Raw genomic sequence first — 18,856 nt, forward strand, 5'->3', positions numbered from 1 at the left:
AAAGTTCAGCGTCCAGGCTCTTCCTGCAGTCGGCTTTTTCCCATTTTCAATAATTCTTCTATGGATTCGAGAACCGTATCCGGTGTCAGCGAATCGTTGAATCTTTCTTCCAGAATAATGCTCGGCGTATTATACGGCCCCCAGCGGGCGATTTCCCCATGTTTAAATATCGCCAGGACAGGGGTGTTGACGGCAGACGCCAGATGCATGATTCCCGTGTGGTTGCAAAACAGAAGATCGCTTTTTTGTATCAGCAATGCCAGTTCCATGATGGATAGGGGTGGAAGTCGCACAGGCGGGCGCTCCATACTGCTCATGAAATCATCGGTCATATTTTCTTCACCGGGGCCGCTGATTAGAAAAACCTCTGCGGCTTCCGTATCGATGAGTTGTTCTGCCACCTTTTGAAATTTTTCCAATCGCCATCCCCATTCGGGGACGCGGGTTCCGGGTTTGATGAGGATCAACGGGCGGTCGGGATGCTTGCGCTTTGCATTCAGTAAAGCATCAATGGTTTGCTCTTCCTGCGCATTGAAAAAAAGTTGCGGCGCGGGGTGGATTATTGGCAATCCCACGGTTTTTAACAGTTCAAGATTATTTTCGACTTCATGCCGGGGGTTGTTGTCGATGGGCACTTGCACGTCGACCATCCACGCGTTTTGCGGATTTTGATATCCGACCCGGCAGGCCGCTCCTGACAACAGGGTGAGAACGGCGGCGGTGGCGCTGAAAGTTTTATTGAGAGTGAACGCCAGGTCGTATTTCCCCCGGCGCAAGGCTCTAAATATTTTCCAGGGCCGCTTGGAGTCCCACTCCAGAACCGCATCGACATTGGGGTTATTGGCCAAAAGTCCAGCGTTGGACTGGTCCACCAGAACGGTCACCTTTACTCCAGGGATGGATGCTTTAATGGATGCGTAGACTGGTGTTGAAAGCACCACGTCCCCCAGCCGATCGGGGCGCACCACCAGCACGGATTTTATCTTCGCCAGATCGACGGAAAGTCCGGGTTTCCTTTTAGAGAAAAACAATCCCGGAGCCTCCCACAAGATATTTTTGGCGACCTTTTCCAGTCTTCTTAAATTGAGACCCATGATTTCCTGACGTTTTTACTGGCGGCGTGTTCGGGATCTGGAAAGTTCTCAGTCCAGGGGAATCGCTTCATTGATCAGCATGATGGGAATATCCTCTTTGATGGGATATTTCAGTTTGCAGGCGTTGCAGATGATCCCATCCTCTTCGGGAGTGAGGTCAAGATCGCCCTTGCATTTGGGACACACCAGAATTTCAAGCAATTCCTTATCGATTGCCATATTTAGTACCTCATATTTAAAGCGTTTTAGTTAACTTCGGGAGCCGCCACGTTTACAAATTTGGCGACACTGCTCTTGACCGTTTCAAAGACCTCATCGACTTCGATTTGTTGCATGCAGTCATGCGTCTGAATGCGGCACACTTTCTTCCAGCAAAAACTGCACGGCAGGGTCTTAACGACCACTTGATGATTGGGCCCATAAGGTCCGTTGCGTGTTGGGTCCGTGGGTCCGAAAATGGAAACCGTGGGAATGCCCATTGCCGCCGCCAGATGCAACGGGCCGGAATCGCAACTGATCATCAAAGCCGCATGACGAAATAGAACGATGGACTCCTGAATGGATGTCTTAGGAGCGATCCAGAATTTTTGCTGCATCTGATCGGCAATCTGTTCCGCCATGCCTTTTTCTCCTGGACCCCAGCCCAGCAATATAGAAAGCCCCAGCTCTTCAGCCACGCGGTCCGCCAGTTTTGCGAACCGTTCCAGTTTCCAGAGCTTGGTTGGAAAACCCGCCCCAGGGTTTATGATGGCTATGGGTTTCGCCGAGATTTCAGGATTCTCCTGGAAAAACAGGTCCACAGGGAGGCTGGTACCCTCAGGAACGTCCAGAGGGTGGGTTTGCAGCGCTTGCTGGTTGTCTCCCAGTAATCGAATCAGGTTCAGGTAAATGTCCACCACGTGGTTTCTCGGACCGATAAAAGCGGCTCTCCTATTGGTGAAAAGTGCGTTCAACGGCTCCTTACAGTTTTTCCGGTTGAGGCCCAGGCGCTGGCGTGCGCCAGAGAGGCGGGCAATCAACCCCGTTTTTATCAACCCTTGCAGGTCCAGCGCCACATCAAACCTGCGTTTCCTCAATAGAGAAACCGTTGCCCAAATTTCGCCCAGCGTTTTTAAAGTCCAGTTTTTACGCCAGCGCCGGGTGCGGATGACGATGATTTCATCCAGATCCGGGTTATTATATAGAAGATCCTGGTAGGGCGCCTCCACCAGCCAGGCAATATACGAATGCGGATGATTGGCGCGAAGCGTTCGCAAGGCGGGCAAGGCGTGCACGACATCGCCCAATGAACTCACCTTGATGAATAAAAATTTTTTACGGGGATCTGCCATTTGGGGATCGGGTCTCAAGCCTTTAAGAATTTGCGAAACTTTTTGTACAGTTTATACCCCAGGACACCCATTCCGATACCCAAAAGGGCTCCGCCTAAGACATCGAAAGGGTAGTGGACTCCCAGGTAAACTCTGGAATAGCACACCAGGATGGCGAATGTATAGGCCAAAAAGGCCAGGTTTTTGAAGCAAAGGCTCAGCACAGTTGCCACAGTGAACATATTGCTGGCGTGGTTGGATGGAAAGGAAAAGCTGTTGGAGCAATTGGTGATGTGCTGTAAATCGGGTAGTGTGTGGCAGGGGCGAGGCCGCGCCACAAGCTCTTTGATAAAATTGTGACTGATGAAATCATTCAACCCCACCATGATTCCCCCCGCCAGCAGGCAGGCGAGCCCTCGTAATCGATAGACCCAGAGCAAAAGGATAACTGCAATCGCTCCGGGGATAATAAAATTTTGTTTGATAGAGATGAATGACATAAACTTCTCTATCATCGGATTTTGGAAATGCGAATTGACCCAGTAGAATAGATTCTTGTCCCAATCGGATAAAATGATGCGCCTCCTTCGGACTTAATTGATAAAACGGACCTAAATATTATGGGGTTTGTGAAAGCGAGTCAAACTCTTTGTCGGTCACTAAATATTTGAAATGAAGAAGGCATCAGTGAATTGCCAGGGGATTTACTTTTAAAATGACAAAAACGCAAACAAAAGTTATCATCCTTTTCGCCAGGGACCCGGTGGTGGGGCAGGTGAAAACCCGTCTTCATCCCTTCCTGAGCGAGGAGTCGATTTTTGAACTCTACACCCATTTTTTGCACGACAGTATCCAGAAAATCGGGCGCGTGAAATCCGCAGACCGTTTCATAGGTGTAACTCCTGCCGATGCTTCTGGTTTTTTTTCCCGTTTGAAAGATGAGTGCGCTTTGGAGATATTTTCCCAGGTAGGTAATGACCTGGGAGAAAAAATGGCCAATGCTTTTCAAGCGCGATTTGCGGAAGGATACGAGCGGGTGGTCATCATCGGTTCAGACAGCCCGTCTTTGCCGGTAGATTACATTGAACAGGCATTGAGTTCGGAAAAGGATTTGACGATCGGCCCGAGCACCGATGGTGGTTATTATCTGATAGGCATGTCAGGGAAGCTGGTGAATGTTTTTGAGGATGTTGCCTGGGGATCGGATGCGGTATTGGCGCAAACGCTGGAGCGTGTTAAAAAATCCGGCTGTTCGCTGGAACTGCTTCCTCCCTGGTACGATGTGGACCGTCCTGAAGATTTAAAGTTTTTGCAGACGCACCTGGAACTGATAGAGCAATCGGGACAGGAAAGTACCGGGGGAACCGGTGAATTTTTAAAAAGCTTGGATATACAACTCAATGAAAATTTATAAGTTTACAGATGCTGATTATATTGCTGTGGTCGATGCCCTGGTGAACCGGGCGAACGTGAATTTCATGAGTCATGATGAGACGGTGCGTAATATTCTGCAGGATGTCAGGCAGAAGGGCGATTCAGCGTTGCTGGAATACACCCATCGCTTCGATCAACATGATTTGCCCATGGATCGCCTGCAAGTGACCCCTGAAGAAATTCAGCAAGCTTACAGCCAGGTAAAGCCTGAGCAAATTGACGCCCTCAGGCTGGCCGCAAAGAATATTCGAGCGTTTCATCAGCGCCAGGTCCAGTCCTCCTGGGAATATCGTGAAGACGATGTACTTCTCGGACAAATAATTAGGCCTCTCGAAATTGTAGGGATCTATGTTCCCGGCGGGAAGGCATCGTACCCGTCATCCGTATTGATGAATGCTATTCCTGCACAGGTAGCCGGGGTGGAGCGTGTGGTCATGTGTAGTCCGGCACCCAAGGGAGAGTTCAGCCCGCATGTTCTGGTCGCCGCTGATTTGGCGGGGGTGACGGAAATCTTTAAGGTGGGCGGCGCGCAAGCCGTTGGAGCTATGGCCTTTGGAACCTCCAGCATTCCCCGTGTGGATAAAATTGTCGGGCCGGGGAACATCTATGTGGCTCTCGCCAAGCGCATGGTTTTCGGCGTCGTCGATATTGACATGATCGCCGGACCGAGCGAAATATTGATTGTGGCCGATGAGAGCGCCAGAGCGGATTTCGTGGCGGCGGACCTTTTGTCTCAGGCAGAACATGATGAGGAAGCGGTGCCGATTCTGGTAACGCCTTCGGAGTCTCTTGCCAGGGCCGTCGTGGAAGAACTAGAAACACAGACAAAACAAAGGGATAGGGGAGGTATTATCAAGGCTTCCCTTGATAATCATTGCCGGTTGCTGGTGGTGGCATCTTTGGAGGATGGCATCGACCTTGCCAATCGCATCGCGCCGGAACATCTTGAATTAGCGGTAGATAAGCCCGAGTTCTGGGCCAAAAGAATAAAGAATGCCGGAGCCATATTCCTTGGCCACTTCACTCCCGAGGCGATGGGAGATTACCTTGCCGGACCGAACCATGTACTGCCCACGAGTGGCACAGCACGATTTTCTTCCCCTTTGGGAGCGTATGATTTTATCAAGCGAACCAGCTTGATTGGCTATTCTCAGGAAGCTTTGAAAAAAAGCGCTGCTTCGCTGACGATATTGGCTGAAATGGAGAGCCTGGATGCTCATGCCGAAGCCGTCAAAATAAGAGTTGGATGAACGGTTTTTGCAAGCAGGTAAAGCCCGTGTTTTTAATAATTCCCGTGGATTTCGATTTACCTTGACTTGGTTTTTTGCCTATGGTAAATAATTCAAAAATTTATAGATTTCCGAAGGCTGTCTTGGGCGGGTGGAAAAGCAGATTTTATCCTTAAAAAAAAGTTGAAAATCGAGGGTTATTTTTTGCGGGTTTTTAAGCTAAGAGTTTTAAAATAAGTTGAAAACCGAGTTTGCCTTGAGGTGTGTTGTCAGGCAAAGGGCGAGCTTTGGGTTTGTTTTTTTGTGCTAAATGTGACGGTCACCAATATTGAGAGTTAATGCCGGTGATTTTTTCTCACCCACTTAAGAGAATGGTTTAGGTATTTTTGCATCGGTTTATAAGTATAAAAAATGTTCTTAATTTTTAATTGCATATAGATTTGTAGATTTCGCGAAATATTTTTTATTGAAGGGTCCTTAGGATTCCAAAGGAGGTTAAAACCATGTTGGGGAAACAAAAGAGAAGATACACAGCATTTTCATTAGCAATGGTTATGGCATTCGCCATCTATCTATTGCCCGGTTTGGCGACCGATGCGTATGCGAAGGAAGCATATGCGGGGCAGGCTTTCGCCGAAAAGGCTTTTGCCCAGGAAGTTCTGGCAGAAGAGGCAGTTAAGGGAGAGGGTGAGCCTGAAATTGAGTGGGGTCAGGACGTATTTTACAAGGACTATGAGGGCAATCCTCTGAAAGGTCCTGTAAGTGGTTTTCCGGCTCCTGAATTAGGCGAGTCTGATTACAATCATTATGAATTTGCACCCAGTCGGATGATTCTTTGGATTGCCAATCAGCAGCATCTGTATTTTGGCAGTTTCGTTCTGGCGGTGCCGATTTTCTGTATGCTCATTGAGTTCGTTGGAATCCGTTCAAGAGAATCAGATCCTGTTATGGCTGGGAAGTATGACAGGCTGGCTCACGATCTCATGAAGGTCAGCTTGACGGCTTACTCCTGGACCGCCATCCTGGGTGGCATCCTTCTTTTTACCTTTATTACGTTGTTCCCTGGTTTCTTCAAGTACATGGCTGGAGTTTTCCGCCCTGTAATGCATGTCTACGCTCTGATGTTTTTGGCGGAGAGTGGGGTTCTGTATGTGTATTACTACGGTTGGGATAAGATGCAAGACGATCCTTTTCTGAAATGGATTCATTGCAGTCTTTCAGTTTTATTGAACCTCATCGGTACGGTTTTGATGTATCTGGCCAATTCATGGGCCACTTTCATGCAGGCTCCCGGTGGTATCGATGAGCAGGGAAGGTTCCTTGGTAACATCTGGCATGTCATTCATTCCACTTTGTGGAATCCGGTCGGTGTTCACAGGATTCTCGGTAACATCGTTTTTGGTGGTGGTATCGTTGGCGCGTATGCGGCCTATCACTATCTGACAGCTAAAACTGAAGAAGAAAGAGCGCATTACGACTGGGTTTGTTATGTTGCGATGTTTATCTGTATCTTCGGTTTGATTCCCCTGCCTTTCGCGGGCTACTGGTTGATGAAAGAGGTTTATGCTTTCCGTCAGCAGATGGGTATCACCCTGATGGGCGGAATCATGGCCTGGCTCTTCATCATTCAGGCGGTTATGATCGGCCTGCTCTTCTTCGCCGCAAACTCATACCTGCATAACGGGATGGCGCGCGTCAAAGGGGCGCACCGTTATATGAAGTACGCAAAATACATGATTCTGTTGTTGATCGTATGTTTCACCATGTGGATGACTCCGCATACCATCGTTATGACTCCTGCAGAGCTCAAGGTCATGGGCGGGGCTCAGCATCCCATTGTTGGGCATTTCGGGGTTATGTCGGCGAAAAACACTGCGGTTAACCTGATGATCGTTACGACCATTTTATGTTTCCTTCTTTATCAAAGAGCGAATAAGAAAATTACCGTGCCGTGGGCAACCATCGGCAATTGCTGGATCGCCGCGATTTTTGTAGGCGCTGCCGCTAATATTGTTTTCTTAGGTGTGTATGGTTATTTTCTTCCTGCTAACGTGCGGGTAGGGCTCTCCGTACCTCAGGTGTCAACCACTCTGACCACGCTGTTTGTCGGGACGGCCATTAATATTTCCATGTTTAAGGATTCAGAGTCCTATGGAGAAATTCAGTGGGGAACCCAGTCCAAAGTGGGAACTTACGCAATTTTCCTTCTGGCCATCTCCTTCACCTGGTTGATGGGGCTTATGGGCTACATCCGCTCAGCCGTAAGGTTGTTCTGGCATGTGACCGAGGTTATTCGCGATAACTCTGTGGATGCCTATACCCTGACCATTGGTGAGGCTGGAAAAATGCTGACATTCAATACGCTGTTTGTATGGACACAATTTATAATTGTTTTCTGGATTGCCAGCTTGACCGCCAAAAAAGTACAGGCAGAGGCGCCAGAGGGCATTCCAGTTCCAGCTCAACAGCAACAGTAAGATATAGTGGATATTCAGTAATTAGATTGAATAGTTTAATTTGATGGAAAAAAGGAGAGGAGTAAGGAATGTTACCTGAACAGCATGACATTTTGTGGACGTATATGACCATGGCGTACACATTTTTCGCACTCTTCGTCTTCGGTAATGTGGTCAAGCATTGCCGGGAACGGGAGGGGGTCAACACCACCTTGTGGGGGGGGATATTTGGTGTTTTGGCTCTGGTAAGTTTTTTTGAAACTGTGCATATGTTCGATTTGACGCAAGTCGAGCAAATCAGTTTCTTCTTTAATTACCAAATATTAACCGTGTTTGCAATTTTGCTGTGCTGGGGTGTGTTTTTCAAGAGCCAGCAAATCGAAGCTCAATCTCCACCTATTGTCAGAGCGTTTTTCTTCTGGAGCACGGTTTCTGTATTGCTCGCCGGTTACACCAACTGGTTGCCTCAACAAAGAAGTGATCCGCCTCCGAAGGCGGCGGCAATCTCTGCAGATCTCACCATGGAAGACTATGTTGAGATGGGCCGTGTCATTGTTATGGGTGCCAAGCAAGTGGCGGGTCAGAAGTCGATCGGAAAAGGTCAGTGTCCTCTTTGTCACACGTTTGATCCTGGTGATAACATAGGTCGTTGCCCGAATCTGTTCGGTGTTGAAGAGCGGAGTCACGGCCGCATTAAAGAGGATAGGTATAAAACCAGTCCTGTTGCGATAGGTGAGACAGAGCCGGCCACTGGTACTGTTAAGGGGAAACCCGATCAAATTCCTGCGGAGTACCGAAGAGCGGGAAGTGCTGATTTGATAGGGGAAGATTATTTGCGTGAATCCCTGATGTGCCCTACCTGTTACGTTGTGACGGGTTATGGTAAGGATGGCGACACTAAAAGTCCGATGCCTGTTATCAACAAGCCGCCGATCAGTTTAACTCCCGTTGAGTTGAATGCGGTCATCGCCTGGTTGCAATCTAAGGACACTCCTGGTGAGTTTGCGAAAATTACTGTTCCCCTGCCAACTGGTGGTGGAGCTACAGCGGAAGCCGCTCCTGCAGAAGAAGGCGATAAGCCGGTATTCGTGACTGGGAACGAGTCCATGGATCAGATGATCAATACCTTGGGTTGTCCGCTTTGCCACACCATCCCTGGAATTGAGGGAGCGGTTGGAGAGCTCGGACCCAAGCTCCATGAAAAAACCAATGCCCCTAATAGAATCAAAGATTCAAACTATAAGGGGAAGGCCAAGAATACCAAGGAGTATGTCAGGGAGTCTATTTTGAGCCCTGGCGCTTATGTGGTCTTCAATGAGGAAGCAGGCGAGTCCTTTCCAGATGGTCTGATGCCCACAACGTTCGGGCAGATGCTTTCAGTTGAAGCACTGGATAAGCTCGTTGATTTTATTAGCCAGACAGAAGCCCCTCCAAAGGGTTGATCACATAGGAGAAAATGATGAACAAAACGTTAATGAGTTTCATCGTATTTGTTGGTGGTTTGCTGGTGTTTCATAATGTGGTGTTTCCCATATTCACAACCAAAGAGCCCGGCTGGATCCTGAACAGGTACGTGTATTATCTAACAATCCCTGCATTCCTGATATTTGTTAATATCACTTTGCGGCTGAAGCCTCCGATCGCACTGAATGCGTTAGTGGTTTGGTGTCTGGGCTTCTACTTTTACAAATATATACTTTTTCCACCGATTCCCTGGACCCTGTTCATCACTTATATGATGTTGTGGTCAATCGGAACATTCCTTTACATCAGTCAGGATGCGGATACTTTCCGGGAATTTAGAGCGCCAATCGCCAAGACCATTGCAGGTGAATACAAATTGGCGCGAATGGTTCTTTTTGTCTTGTTGCCGGTCCTGGTTGGGTTTGCAACTTACAAGGCTATCTATCCTGCTTTCGAAGAACCTGTTGAATTGCGGACGGTGCATCCTGCGCCTCCCGCAACCACCAAAGTTCATGGGAAAACGTATACCCTGGAATCCGCTAGAAATCCTTTCAGGGTTGACGAGCAGGATAATTATAAAGATAGTTTCCCGTTTCTGGATGCGGATAAAAATGAGTACATGAAAAACGTAACCGAAGGTGGAACGGTGTTCTTTCAGAACTGCCATTTCTGTCACGGGGATCAGCTCAACGGGCTGGGAATGTTCTCTCATGTGTTTAATCCGACACCGGCGAACTTTATTGATCCTGGTACCATTGCCATGCTGAGAGAGTCCTTTCTGTTCTGGAGGGTTTCAAAAGGTGGCCCTGGGCTTCCGAACGAATCAACTCCGTGGTCTTCTGCAATGCCCCCTTGGGAAGAGCATTTGACAACAGAAGAGATTTGGAAGGTCATCCTTTTCGAGTACTGGTACACAGGATGGCATCCAAGGACGTTTGATACGGAAGAGAACTATGTCGGTCAATGGGAGAAAGAGGGCAAGCCAAAGGGCATCTACTAACCCGGCCAAGGACCATTTAATAAGTAATAAACACAAACAACCTTCAAACAGAGGGAACTAGGTGTTATGAATAAGATTAGAAAAATAAACATTGGCCGGTTGTTCTTTCTGGGAGTGATGCTGATAGCATTCTGCCTGTTGGCATCCCCGGTTGCGGCAGAGCAACCGGCGGACCCTGTAAAAAAAGAACTGCTGGAAAAGGGTAAGAAAGTCTATTACAAACGCTGTGTCTGGTGTCATGGTGTTGAGGGCGGTGGCGATGGTCCCTCTGCGGATCGTTTATTTACGCGCCCACGTAACTTTATCCAGGGTACGTTCAAGATTCGCCGCACGGACTCAGGCGAGCTTCCATTGGAAGATGATCTTATCCGTACCGTCAAAAACGGTCTTCCGGGTTCGGCAATGCCGGCCTGGGGTGAGTTTTTGTCGGACGATGAAATCGTAGCGGTTGTCAACTTTGTTAAAACTCTGGTTCAGGACCGGAGTTTTGATGATGCGGATGATACTGTGAACGTTCAGGATTTTGGCACCAATCCCTGGGGCACCAAAGCCCCTTATCATTTAGGGATACCGCAGGAAGCCATTGATCAAGGCAAAGAAATTTTTACCAAGAATAAATGCTTTGAGTGTCATGGTGGTGAAGGTCGCGGCGATGGTAACCCAACTATGAAAGATGATTGGGGTTTCCCGATTGTTGCCGCAAATTGGCAGCAATGCTGGAACTTCCGTGGTAGCCGACGGAACCATTACGATCCTTTCAATGTGGTGCGAACTGTTTCCACAGGGTTGAATGGCACGCCGATGCCGAACTTCAAAGATCGTATTACGGTTGAAGACCGGTGGAAGCTGGCGGCTTTTGTTAACTCTCTTTGTCCAAGAAAGAAAATAGACAACTTGACGAGCAAGCCGATTCCGGATTTTCTCATCAGTTCCAAATACACTGAAGGGAAAGTTGTTCCCAAGATTGACGATCCTTCCTGGTATATTCCAGATGATGATCCGAGCATCAAACCCTGGGCAAAAGAGTTTAAGGACAACCCAAAAAAGCATTACATCGCGATGGCGGGCCAGATTACCCGGGGAAAAAGAAACTTTGATCCCAAAACGGATAATCTTTGGGTGTCTTCCCGATGGAGTGCTGAGGATAATGCGGTTTATTACCTGTTAGAGTATCACCTGCGCTTCATGTCTACCGACCCTGAATATCCGGATGCGGTTGCCATGCAGTGGCCAGCCAAACTTCAAGATCTCTTTGGAGCTGAAAAGCCTTACTTTATCAATGGCGATTCCAAAAAACCCGTTGATATCTGGAAGGCGAATTTGATGGTACAGGATTACACTCCGACCAACGCTCCTAATGCAAAGGGGTATCAAGTTAAAGGCAGTGTCCAGGAAATAGTTGGACATGGCATTGAAGCTTTGGAAGTGAAAAAAGGCGGTCAGGTGGAGATTGTGGATTCTCTTTTTCAACAAGGTAAAGTCAGGGTGATGCTGAGACGATCCTTGAAGACTGAAGGAGAGTTTGACGTACAGATCCCAACTGAGACCTTCATTCCCGTTTCTTTTTTGCAGTGGGCGGGTGTTGATAAGGAGAAGGATGAGCACATGGCTATTTCAACCTGGTATTACACCATTTTGGAGCCGCCTCTGCCCGATTCGTTGTACTACATGCCTCCGATCATGGCCGTTGTTTTCATCGGTCTGCAGGGCTGGTTGGTGTGGATGACCAAACGGACTCGAAGGATGTACGACGAGGGTAAAGTTAGACGAGATATTATTCCTGAATAATATGTCGTGATAGAAGTGAATATGAAAAGCCCGCCGAAAGGCGGGCTTTTTTTTTGTTTTTATTTTAAGGAGAAAATAGGTTGGGAACAACCTGAGGAAGTGGCCCCTTGTGGATAAGGAGGGAATTAGGTGATATTATTCCTCTACAGTTTGTTCCAGATCCATATTTCCTTCAATGATTTCCTTTAGAGCCAGGGAGAAGAAATATTTTGGAGAAGAATACTCAGACGCATCCACCTCAATGGTGGGTTGGGCGCCTTTTTCGAGCTGGTGAACCCTTTGAGAGACAAGAATGCATAACAGGTACCGGCTCTTTACAACCTCGAGCGCCCTGCGGGTTAATTCGTTATTCTCCTGAAAATCCAGTGTTAACACAAAATTTCTCCCGGTTTAAAGATTGAGTTGCAAATCTACCTGCATTTTATGGTTTTGTGAGAGCGGTGTCAAACCCTAAGCCTTTAATCGCCTTATCTTTATCGGTCAAACAAGTAGATCTCGGATAGTATATACAACTTTTTTAACCTGCTCTGACGATATTTCTCTATGGAGCACGGCGCGAAAAATACCCGGTTCGATCATCAGTATTTTAACTCCCCTGAAATCAAGGGTGTTTATAAAGCTATCAGGGGTCATCACGGGGTGGTTCAATTTAAAAAATATAATGTTTGTTTTAATTTGGTGCAGGTTTAATTCAATTCCCACGATATTTTCCAGGCCTTGGGCGAGTTCCTGGGTGAGTTGATGGTCTTTTTTTAGCTCGTTGATCTGGTTTTCCAGAGCAACGAGGCCTGCTGCTGCCAGGTGACCGGCCTGTCGCATCCCTCCGCCGACCATTTTACGAAGTTTTCTGGCCTTGCGGGCAAACTCCTCGGTACCGCATACAAGCGACCCTACGGGTGCTGACAGTCCCTTTGAAAGACAGAACATGACCGAATCCACATGGCGAGCCAGGACAGACACTTCAGTATTTAACGCGATTGCCGCGTTGAAGACCCGGGCCCCATCCAGATGAATTTTCAACGAATGTCTGCTTGCTAAATCAGCCACCTCTTCCATATAGGCAGGCGTTAACGGCGAACCTTGACAATAGTTGTGGGTGTTTTCCAGACAGATCAGACGGGTGGGAGGGTAGTGGAGATCGGAATGTCTCACCGCTTTTTCAATTTTATCCAACGGCAAGGTTCCGTCTTCAGAATTTGAGACGATATACGGGTGGACCCCTCCCAGAGCAGAAACTCCCCCGACTTCATTCAGGAAGATGTGACTGCGGTCTCCAAGAATGATTTCATCGCCTCTTGCGCAGTGCGCCAGAATGGATATTAAGTTCCCCATCGTTCCACTGGGTACGAACAGCGCCGCTTCTTTCCCTGTTATCTCCGCCGCTTTCTCTTCAAGTTTATTGACGGTTGGATCTTCTCTGAAAACGTCATCTCCCACATCTGCCTTGGCCATAGCTTCGCGCATGGCCTTTGTTGGCTGAGTCAGGGTATCGCTTCTGAGGTCAATCGGTTTCATTTTGTTCCTGATGCGGTGCGGTTGACGGGCGCTTTTTCTTTTCCAGATGATTCCTTTTAATTCGGTAATAAACGATGGAAATCAAGAATACGGGAAATATCATCCCAAACAAAAGAATCTTTTGGACTTGTCCCGGTTGGAAATCAAACAAAAGCAGTGCTCTATATTCAAATTGTGTTGCAAAAACCAGAATAAACGAGAAGATCAAAATATACCCTAGTCTTTTGGAACCCTTGGGACCGGGAAAAACCAGTGAATAGGCGATGAAGTTCAAACCCAGAAAAAGAATTCCGTTTAGGAACATCAGATATATGATTGTATTTTGATCTTGAGTGAGCATGAGGGCACAGAAAAAGGGAGATTAATCTTCAACTATTTTACAGGGTTTGCTCGGCAGGTGAAACCTAAATGCTCAATGGAAGTTGGGTTGGATAAAAAGCACAGGGTGGGGGAATAAAAAAGGCCAGACGGAAAAACCGCCTGGCCTGATTTTTATCGATTAAAGCGATTGCGTTTTAGAAATAAAATAATGCGTTGAGAGCAACCGTGTCCTGAGTTTTTCGCGTATCTCCGGCACCGCTACCCCAAAAGGCCTTTTGGTTGGACTGGTCATGCCGGTATTCCGCCCGCACGACCAAATTTTGATTGATTCGGACTTCCGGAGTCAGGGTGACTGCCCAGAGCTCCTGACCTTGTCCCGTAGGCAGGGTTGCCGCCGTAGTGGCTCGTGTTCCGTCCAGGTCATTAAAGACTTGGCCTCTTAAATTGATCGAAAACCATTTATTGTAGTCGTGGCGGACGATAGTGGATATCCCCCACCATTCCGCGTCTCCTCTCGTACCAGCCGCGCCGTTGGCCTGTATCCCATAAGCCAAATTTATTTGCGCCAGGGTGTTGTTGGTCAACTTGACATCCAGGACGGCATCGAAAAGATTGGTTACATCGTTGGAAAACGAGGCCTGATTTCCAATTGTTTCTGGTCCTGACACCCAATTGAGCAATAGGGAAACGCTATCATTGGGAGTGATGGCAATCTGCGCTCCCACGGATTTGCCATCATTATTTTCGACCGTGTTATCCCAGCCGTTGGCGACCATGCCCAGGACGCTGATCATATCGTTGATGGTGTACGAGGCGCGAAGGCCGGTGTGGGTGAAGGGACCGAAACTAAACAACCACGACCGGGAAAAGTTGTAGTTCCAGCCATCGTAACCATCCATCACTTCAGCGCCGATATGGGTGTTGAATTTTCCAAAGTCCAGCTGCAGGCCGGACCCAATGGGGGCTTTATATGAAACAAAACCCTGCTGAACATCGAACTGGTGGGATTGCGTATCTCCTGTATCGTCGGCGGACTGGTTGACTTCGGGCTGACTGAAGCCATACGTGAGATCTGTTCGGAATCCGACGTCTCCAGACTTCGGGGTGTCCTTTAGAAACACCAACTCGCCGACATCGAATTTGAAACTGTTATGGTCCTTGTCATAAACCCGATTGACGTTGGTCGCCGAATTGGGCGCACGCTGGGTGGGTTGATTGAAATTGAAAGTGTAGGATGAGGAGGCAAAGGCATGCATTTCAACACCCTCCAATACCTTAAGAGAAACATCAGTGGCTTGAGCGGGCCCTGCCAATAAGGTGAAACCGAGCAAGAGCAATATACATTTAGCGGTGAATCTTTTCATCCTCTCCTCCTTTTTAGGCGAATCGAAACAGTATCTCGAACTGTTGGTGAATGCAGACATTATTTTTATTAGGATAAAATGTCAATCAAATAATTTGGTTATCCGATACTTAAATCAAACCGCCAATTTATACTGGCAGTTAGAGGTAAAAAACTGAGTGCAAAAAATTATGATTCAAATCTTAACTGATTATAACATACTTATTAATAATTAAACCAGGTTGTAACCCGTTTCTCCATGTTGAGTGGTGTCGAGTCCCATTTCTTCATCTTCATCATTGACACGGAACCCGATGGTTTTATCTATAACGGTAACAATCACAAAAGTAACAACGAACGAGTAGGCCGCCGCCGCCGCGATGCCAATGATTTGAACTCCTACCTGTTTTAAATTTCCTGCTAAAAGCCCCGTTCCGCCCACTGTGACAAACAGCCCTGTGGCCAGGGCGCCCCACGCTCCGCCAATGCCATGAATCCCGAAAGCGTCCAGGGAATCGTCATAGCCCATTTTGACTTTCAAGATGACGGCGCCGTAGCAAAAGACCCCGGCGGCAAATCCGATGACCATGGCCCACAAAGGTTCCACGAACCCGGCCGCCGGGGTGATCGCGACCAAACCGGCAACAATTCCCGAAGCCGCTCCCAGGGCGCTGGCTTTGCCAGCTTTATAAAACTCCATGACCACCCAGCCAAGCAGACCTGCGCCTGTTGCTACCTGAGTATTGGTGAATGCCAGGACTGCGATTTCATTTGCGGCCAGTGCGCTTCCGGCATTGAAACCAAACCATCCGAACCAAAGAAGACCTGCACCGAGAAGAGTAAAGGGCAGGCTGTGAGGAATCATCAGTTTGCCAGGGAATCCGCGCCGTTTTTTAAGAACTAAAGCGGCAGACAGACCGGCGACGCCTGAAGAAATATGGACCACTGTTCCGCCCGCAAAATCAAACACTCCCAGGTCGCTCAACCAGCCACCGCCCCATACCCAATGGCAGATAGGGTCATAAACCAGGGTCGACCAGACAAAAATAAAGATAATATAAGAGTTGAACTTCACACGTTCGGCCATGCCTCCACTGATGAGAGCGACGGTGATGATTGCGAACATCAATTGAAACATACAAAATAAATATTCAGGGATGGTTCCACTGAGGTCGGTATAACTGATGCCACTTAAAAAAGCCTTATCCAGGTTTCCGACGAAACTTCCAATATCCTCTCCAAAGGACAAAGAATATCCAATGAGGACCCATTGAACCGTTATGACTCCCAGGGGCACAAAGCTGTGCATCAGAGTTCCCAGAACATTTTTTCTTCGGACCATGCCCCCATAGAAAAGAGCCAGGCCTGGAAGCATGAGCATCACAAGCGCCGAGGAAATCATGATCCATGCCGTGTCCGCATAATTGATCTTTGCCGCCTCTTCGGCTCCTGCCAGGGGTACTGGAGAACACGCCATCAGGATTAAAAGCGCAATGGCTATCCGATGCCCTTGATGTTTGATTTTCATGAAACGCGGCCTCCCTTTATAAGTTGCACCTGTTTGGTGTGTTGATACTCATTACGATCTCCACAACACTTTTTTCTTTACTTGCTTCGAAACCATTGACTTCATCGCCAGGAGGGATTCATCCCAACGATTTGTTCATCTATTATTTCTTATAGTTTTCAATTCCTGTGCCAAGGGGAAGGAGAACCATTTTTTTTATGAAAAAACCCTTAACCTTTTAATTTTTAAGATGTTATTTTATGCAAGGGATTTTGGTCTCCTAGCGAGTAGAAATTTTGTATCCGTGCTTTGCTGAGAAATCGGGCAGTAGCGATTGGTAAATGCATCACAATGAGACAGAAAAATTGAAGATGGCAACGGTCTCACCATAATTTATGAATTAAGCCTTTATCGGTTCTCTGAATATGTTAGAATTGTTTGTCAAAATTATGACTGCCGAATTTGGCAGGTTTCACAGATACAGGGAACCCCTTCCTCCTGCTTCAGGTTTAACTGTTGAAAAATCAAAATGTTATTTTTTTTCATTCGGAGATGAGCACTATTGGCACATTCTTTGCTCCGATAATGTATTGTCCTGAAATGTTGGGTTATTTGTGCAGTTAAGCAATTTAAGGCTTAGAACATTCAGCCAATAAGGGGTTTTAAATTGCAATTCAAAAGGACGGCAAAGGGGATTGAAGAGCGGCTCAAGGGACTCTTGCCCCAAGTTAAGAATCGACTACTAAAAGCCTTAGACGAAGTAGACGTATCCATCGGCCTTGGGAGGGCTGTGAATGGCTGAACAACGAGAAGATATTCTGGACGAAGTCGATATAGACGATCAAGCTCCGGCAAAAAAGTCCTCCCTTAAGATGATCTTCATTTTATTGGTGGTTTTATCGGCGCTTGGGGGCGGTGGGTATTACGCCTATATAACTTATTTTAACGAGCAAGCCCCGGCGGCGGTGGCTTCCAAGGAATCTGCTCAGCAAGAAGCGCCCAATCTTGGGGTCATGTTTCCTCTGGACCCGTTCGTTGTGAATCTGGCGGGAAGTGAGGGAAAAAGATTTTTAAAGGTAACGGTATCCCTTGAGTTGAGCGCCCCGGAAGTGCATGTGGAAGTTAAAGAGAACCTGCAAAAAATTACGGACTCTATTCTGGTTCTTTTGAGCAGTAAAAACTTTGAGGATGTTTACTCGGTACAGGGAAAGTTCAAACTGAAAGATGAAATCACGACGCGGGTGAATCGCTTTCTGGTTCTCGGTCACATCAAAGAGGCTTATTTTACTGAATTCATCATTCAGTGAGCCAATGAAGGACAACATTTTTTTTAATTATCCAGGTTGCCGGGTTTACGCAGGCCAGACGCGGGCAATCAACGTCAGGAACATCTATGGAATAGGTCGATAAAATATGGGCGAGGTCTTATCACAAAGCGAAGTGGATGCTCTGTTGAGAGGAGTGGGTGGCGGTGAGGTAGAGACGGAGACTGATGAGCCGGTTGATACTTCCGCAGTCACGCCTTACGATCTGACCAGCCAGGAGAAAATTCTACGCGGACGTCTTCCAACGCTGGATATCATAAATCAAATGTTTTCCCGTTTGTTCCGGTCAACATTTTCTTCCCTGATGAGGAAATCCGTAGATGTGAGTGTTGTGTCCACCGACACCCTTAAATTCGGAGATTTTTTACGGTCCCTTCCGGTTCCATCGAGTCTCCATATATTTCGTATGGAACCCTTTAGAGGCCACGGATTACTGGTGGTGGAAAGTAAACTGGTTTTTTCAGTTGTCGATAACTTTTTTGGCGGGTCAGGGGCCAGTGCGGCAAAAATTACCGGACGGGATTTCAGCGCCATTGAAATTCGGATGATAAAAAATGTGGTTCTGAATGCGTTAGAAGATTTGGAAAAAGCCTGGAAGCCCGTTCATCCGGTGACCACCACCTATGTTCGTTCGGAGGTCAATCCGCAGTTTGCCGCTATAGTGCCGCCTTCCGATATGGTACTGGTTTTACTGTTTGATATTGAAATGGAAACTATTTCGGGAACTCTGACGATCTGTCTTCCCTATGCTTCGATCGAACCCATCCTGCCAAAGCTTAAGGCCTCATTTCAAAGTGAGGAGATGGAGGTGGACCAGGTTTGGGCCAAGCGTATGCGCTTGGAATTGTTGAATACGGAAATTGAAGCGGTTGCTGAATTGGGGAAAGCCCAGGTCACTCCCGGTCAATTGCTCAAGTTTAAAGTGGGTGATATTCTGATGCTCACAGCGGATGTTTCCGAACCCTTGACTTTGAAGGTGGAAGGGATCGAGAAAATAAAGGGATACCCAGGCGTCTATAGGGGAAACAAGGCGATCCAGGTAGATACAATCATAGAAAGGGAGAGCTAAGC

General features: G+C 47.5%; 16 protein-coding genes. 8 read left to right on the top strand and 8 right to left on the bottom strand.

The features are described 5' to 3' along the window. Positions 1-5: 5 nt before the first annotated feature. From O3C58_08970 to O3C58_08985, 4 genes are read right to left on the bottom strand one after another with little or no spacing between them, the layout of a single operon-like run. Entirely contained in the window at positions 6-1,094 is a 1,089-nt protein-coding gene (locus O3C58_08970) for a glycosyltransferase family 9 protein (GenBank protein ID MDA0691985.1), read from the bottom strand. A gap of 48 nt (positions 1,095-1,142) precedes the next feature. Beyond that, entirely contained in the window at positions 1,143-1,313 is a 171-nt protein-coding gene (locus tag O3C58_08975; protein ID MDA0691986.1) for a Trm112 family protein, read from the bottom strand. Between the two features lie 26 nt (positions 1,314-1,339). Then, on the bottom strand, positions 1,340-2,425 hold the full coding sequence (gene waaC, locus O3C58_08980) for a lipopolysaccharide heptosyltransferase I (protein MDA0691987.1): 1,086 nt from the start codon (positions 2,423-2,425) through the stop codon (positions 1,340-1,342). Positions 2,426-2,439: 14 nt separating this feature from the next. Further along, positions 2,440-2,904, bottom strand: coding sequence for a phosphatase PAP2 family protein (locus O3C58_08985; GenBank protein MDA0691988.1), 465 nt, complete (start codon positions 2,902-2,904; stop codon positions 2,440-2,442). Between the two features lie 215 nt (positions 2,905-3,119). On the opposite strand from O3C58_08985, the gene O3C58_08990 reads away from it, so the two are divergent. The 6 genes from O3C58_08990 to O3C58_09015 all read left to right on the top strand — a co-directional run bounded on the left by O3C58_08990 (position 3,120) and on the right by O3C58_09015 (position 11,775). Continuing rightward, positions 3,120-3,818: a TIGR04282 family arsenosugar biosynthesis glycosyltransferase gene (locus O3C58_08990; GenBank protein ID MDA0691989.1), complete on the top strand. Its 699-nt coding sequence runs from the start codon at positions 3,120-3,122 to the stop codon at positions 3,816-3,818. Then, a complete protein-coding gene (gene hisD / locus O3C58_08995; protein ID MDA0691990.1) occupies positions 3,805-5,088 on the top strand; it encodes a histidinol dehydrogenase in 1,284 nt (427 codons plus the stop codon). The genes O3C58_08990 and hisD overlap by 14 nt, the downstream gene beginning before the upstream one ends. A gap of 482 nt (positions 5,089-5,570) precedes the next feature. Further along, entirely contained in the window at positions 5,571-7,544 is a 1,974-nt protein-coding gene (locus O3C58_09000; protein ID MDA0691991.1) for a cytochrome ubiquinol oxidase subunit I, read from the top strand. 68 nt (positions 7,545-7,612) lie between these two features. After that, complete coding sequence (locus O3C58_09005; protein MDA0691992.1) at positions 7,613-8,965, top strand: cytochrome C; 1,353 nt, start codon at positions 7,613-7,615, stop codon at positions 8,963-8,965. A gap of 17 nt (positions 8,966-8,982) precedes the next feature. Then, positions 8,983-9,987, top strand: a complete 1,005-nt coding sequence (locus O3C58_09010) for a cytochrome c (GenBank protein MDA0691993.1) — start codon at positions 8,983-8,985, stop codon at positions 9,985-9,987. A 66-nt stretch (positions 9,988-10,053) separates the two neighbouring features. Then, a complete protein-coding gene (locus O3C58_09015; protein MDA0691994.1) occupies positions 10,054-11,775 on the top strand; it encodes a c-type cytochrome in 1,722 nt (573 codons plus the stop codon). Between the two features lie 135 nt (positions 11,776-11,910). On the opposite strand, the gene O3C58_09020 is transcribed toward O3C58_09015, so the two are convergent. From O3C58_09020 to O3C58_09035, 4 genes are all read right to left on the bottom strand, one after another. Next, positions 11,911-12,150: a DNA-directed RNA polymerase subunit omega gene (locus O3C58_09020; GenBank protein MDA0691995.1), complete on the bottom strand. Its 240-nt coding sequence runs from the start codon at positions 12,148-12,150 to the stop codon at positions 11,911-11,913. 105 nt (positions 12,151-12,255) lie between these two features. Continuing rightward, positions 12,256-13,290, bottom strand: a complete 1,035-nt coding sequence (gene ltaE / locus O3C58_09025) for a low-specificity L-threonine aldolase (protein MDA0691996.1) — start codon at positions 13,288-13,290, stop codon at positions 12,256-12,258. A 515-nt stretch (positions 13,291-13,805) separates the two neighbouring features. Continuing rightward, positions 13,806-14,975, bottom strand: a complete 1,170-nt coding sequence (locus tag O3C58_09030; GenBank protein ID MDA0691997.1) for an outer membrane beta-barrel protein — start codon at positions 14,973-14,975, stop codon at positions 13,806-13,808. Positions 14,976-15,185: 210 nt separating this feature from the next. Beyond that, positions 15,186-16,430 (bottom strand): ammonium transporter, encoded by a 1,245-nt coding sequence (locus tag O3C58_09035; protein ID MDA0691998.1) that lies wholly within the window; start codon positions 16,428-16,430, stop codon positions 15,186-15,188. 824 nt (positions 16,431-17,254) lie between these two features. Between O3C58_09035 and O3C58_09040 the strand changes: the two genes are divergently transcribed. Together O3C58_09040 and fliM are read left to right on the top strand one after the other, a co-directional pair. Then, positions 17,255-17,767 carry a flagellar basal body-associated FliL family protein gene (locus tag O3C58_09040; GenBank protein ID MDA0691999.1) on the top strand — a complete coding sequence of 171 codons (513 nt, stop codon included), beginning with the start codon at positions 17,255-17,257 and terminating at the stop codon, positions 17,765-17,767. A gap of 106 nt (positions 17,768-17,873) precedes the next feature. Continuing rightward, on the top strand, positions 17,874-18,854 hold the full coding sequence (fliM, locus tag O3C58_09045; protein ID MDA0692000.1) for a flagellar motor switch protein FliM: 981 nt from the start codon (positions 17,874-17,876) through the stop codon (positions 18,852-18,854). Positions 18,855-18,856 lie beyond the last annotated feature (2 nt).

The sequence above is a fragment of the Nitrospinota bacterium genome (assembly GCA_027619975.1).
Classification (GTDB): Bacteria; Nitrospinota; Nitrospinia; order Nitrospinales; family VA-1; genus JADFGI01.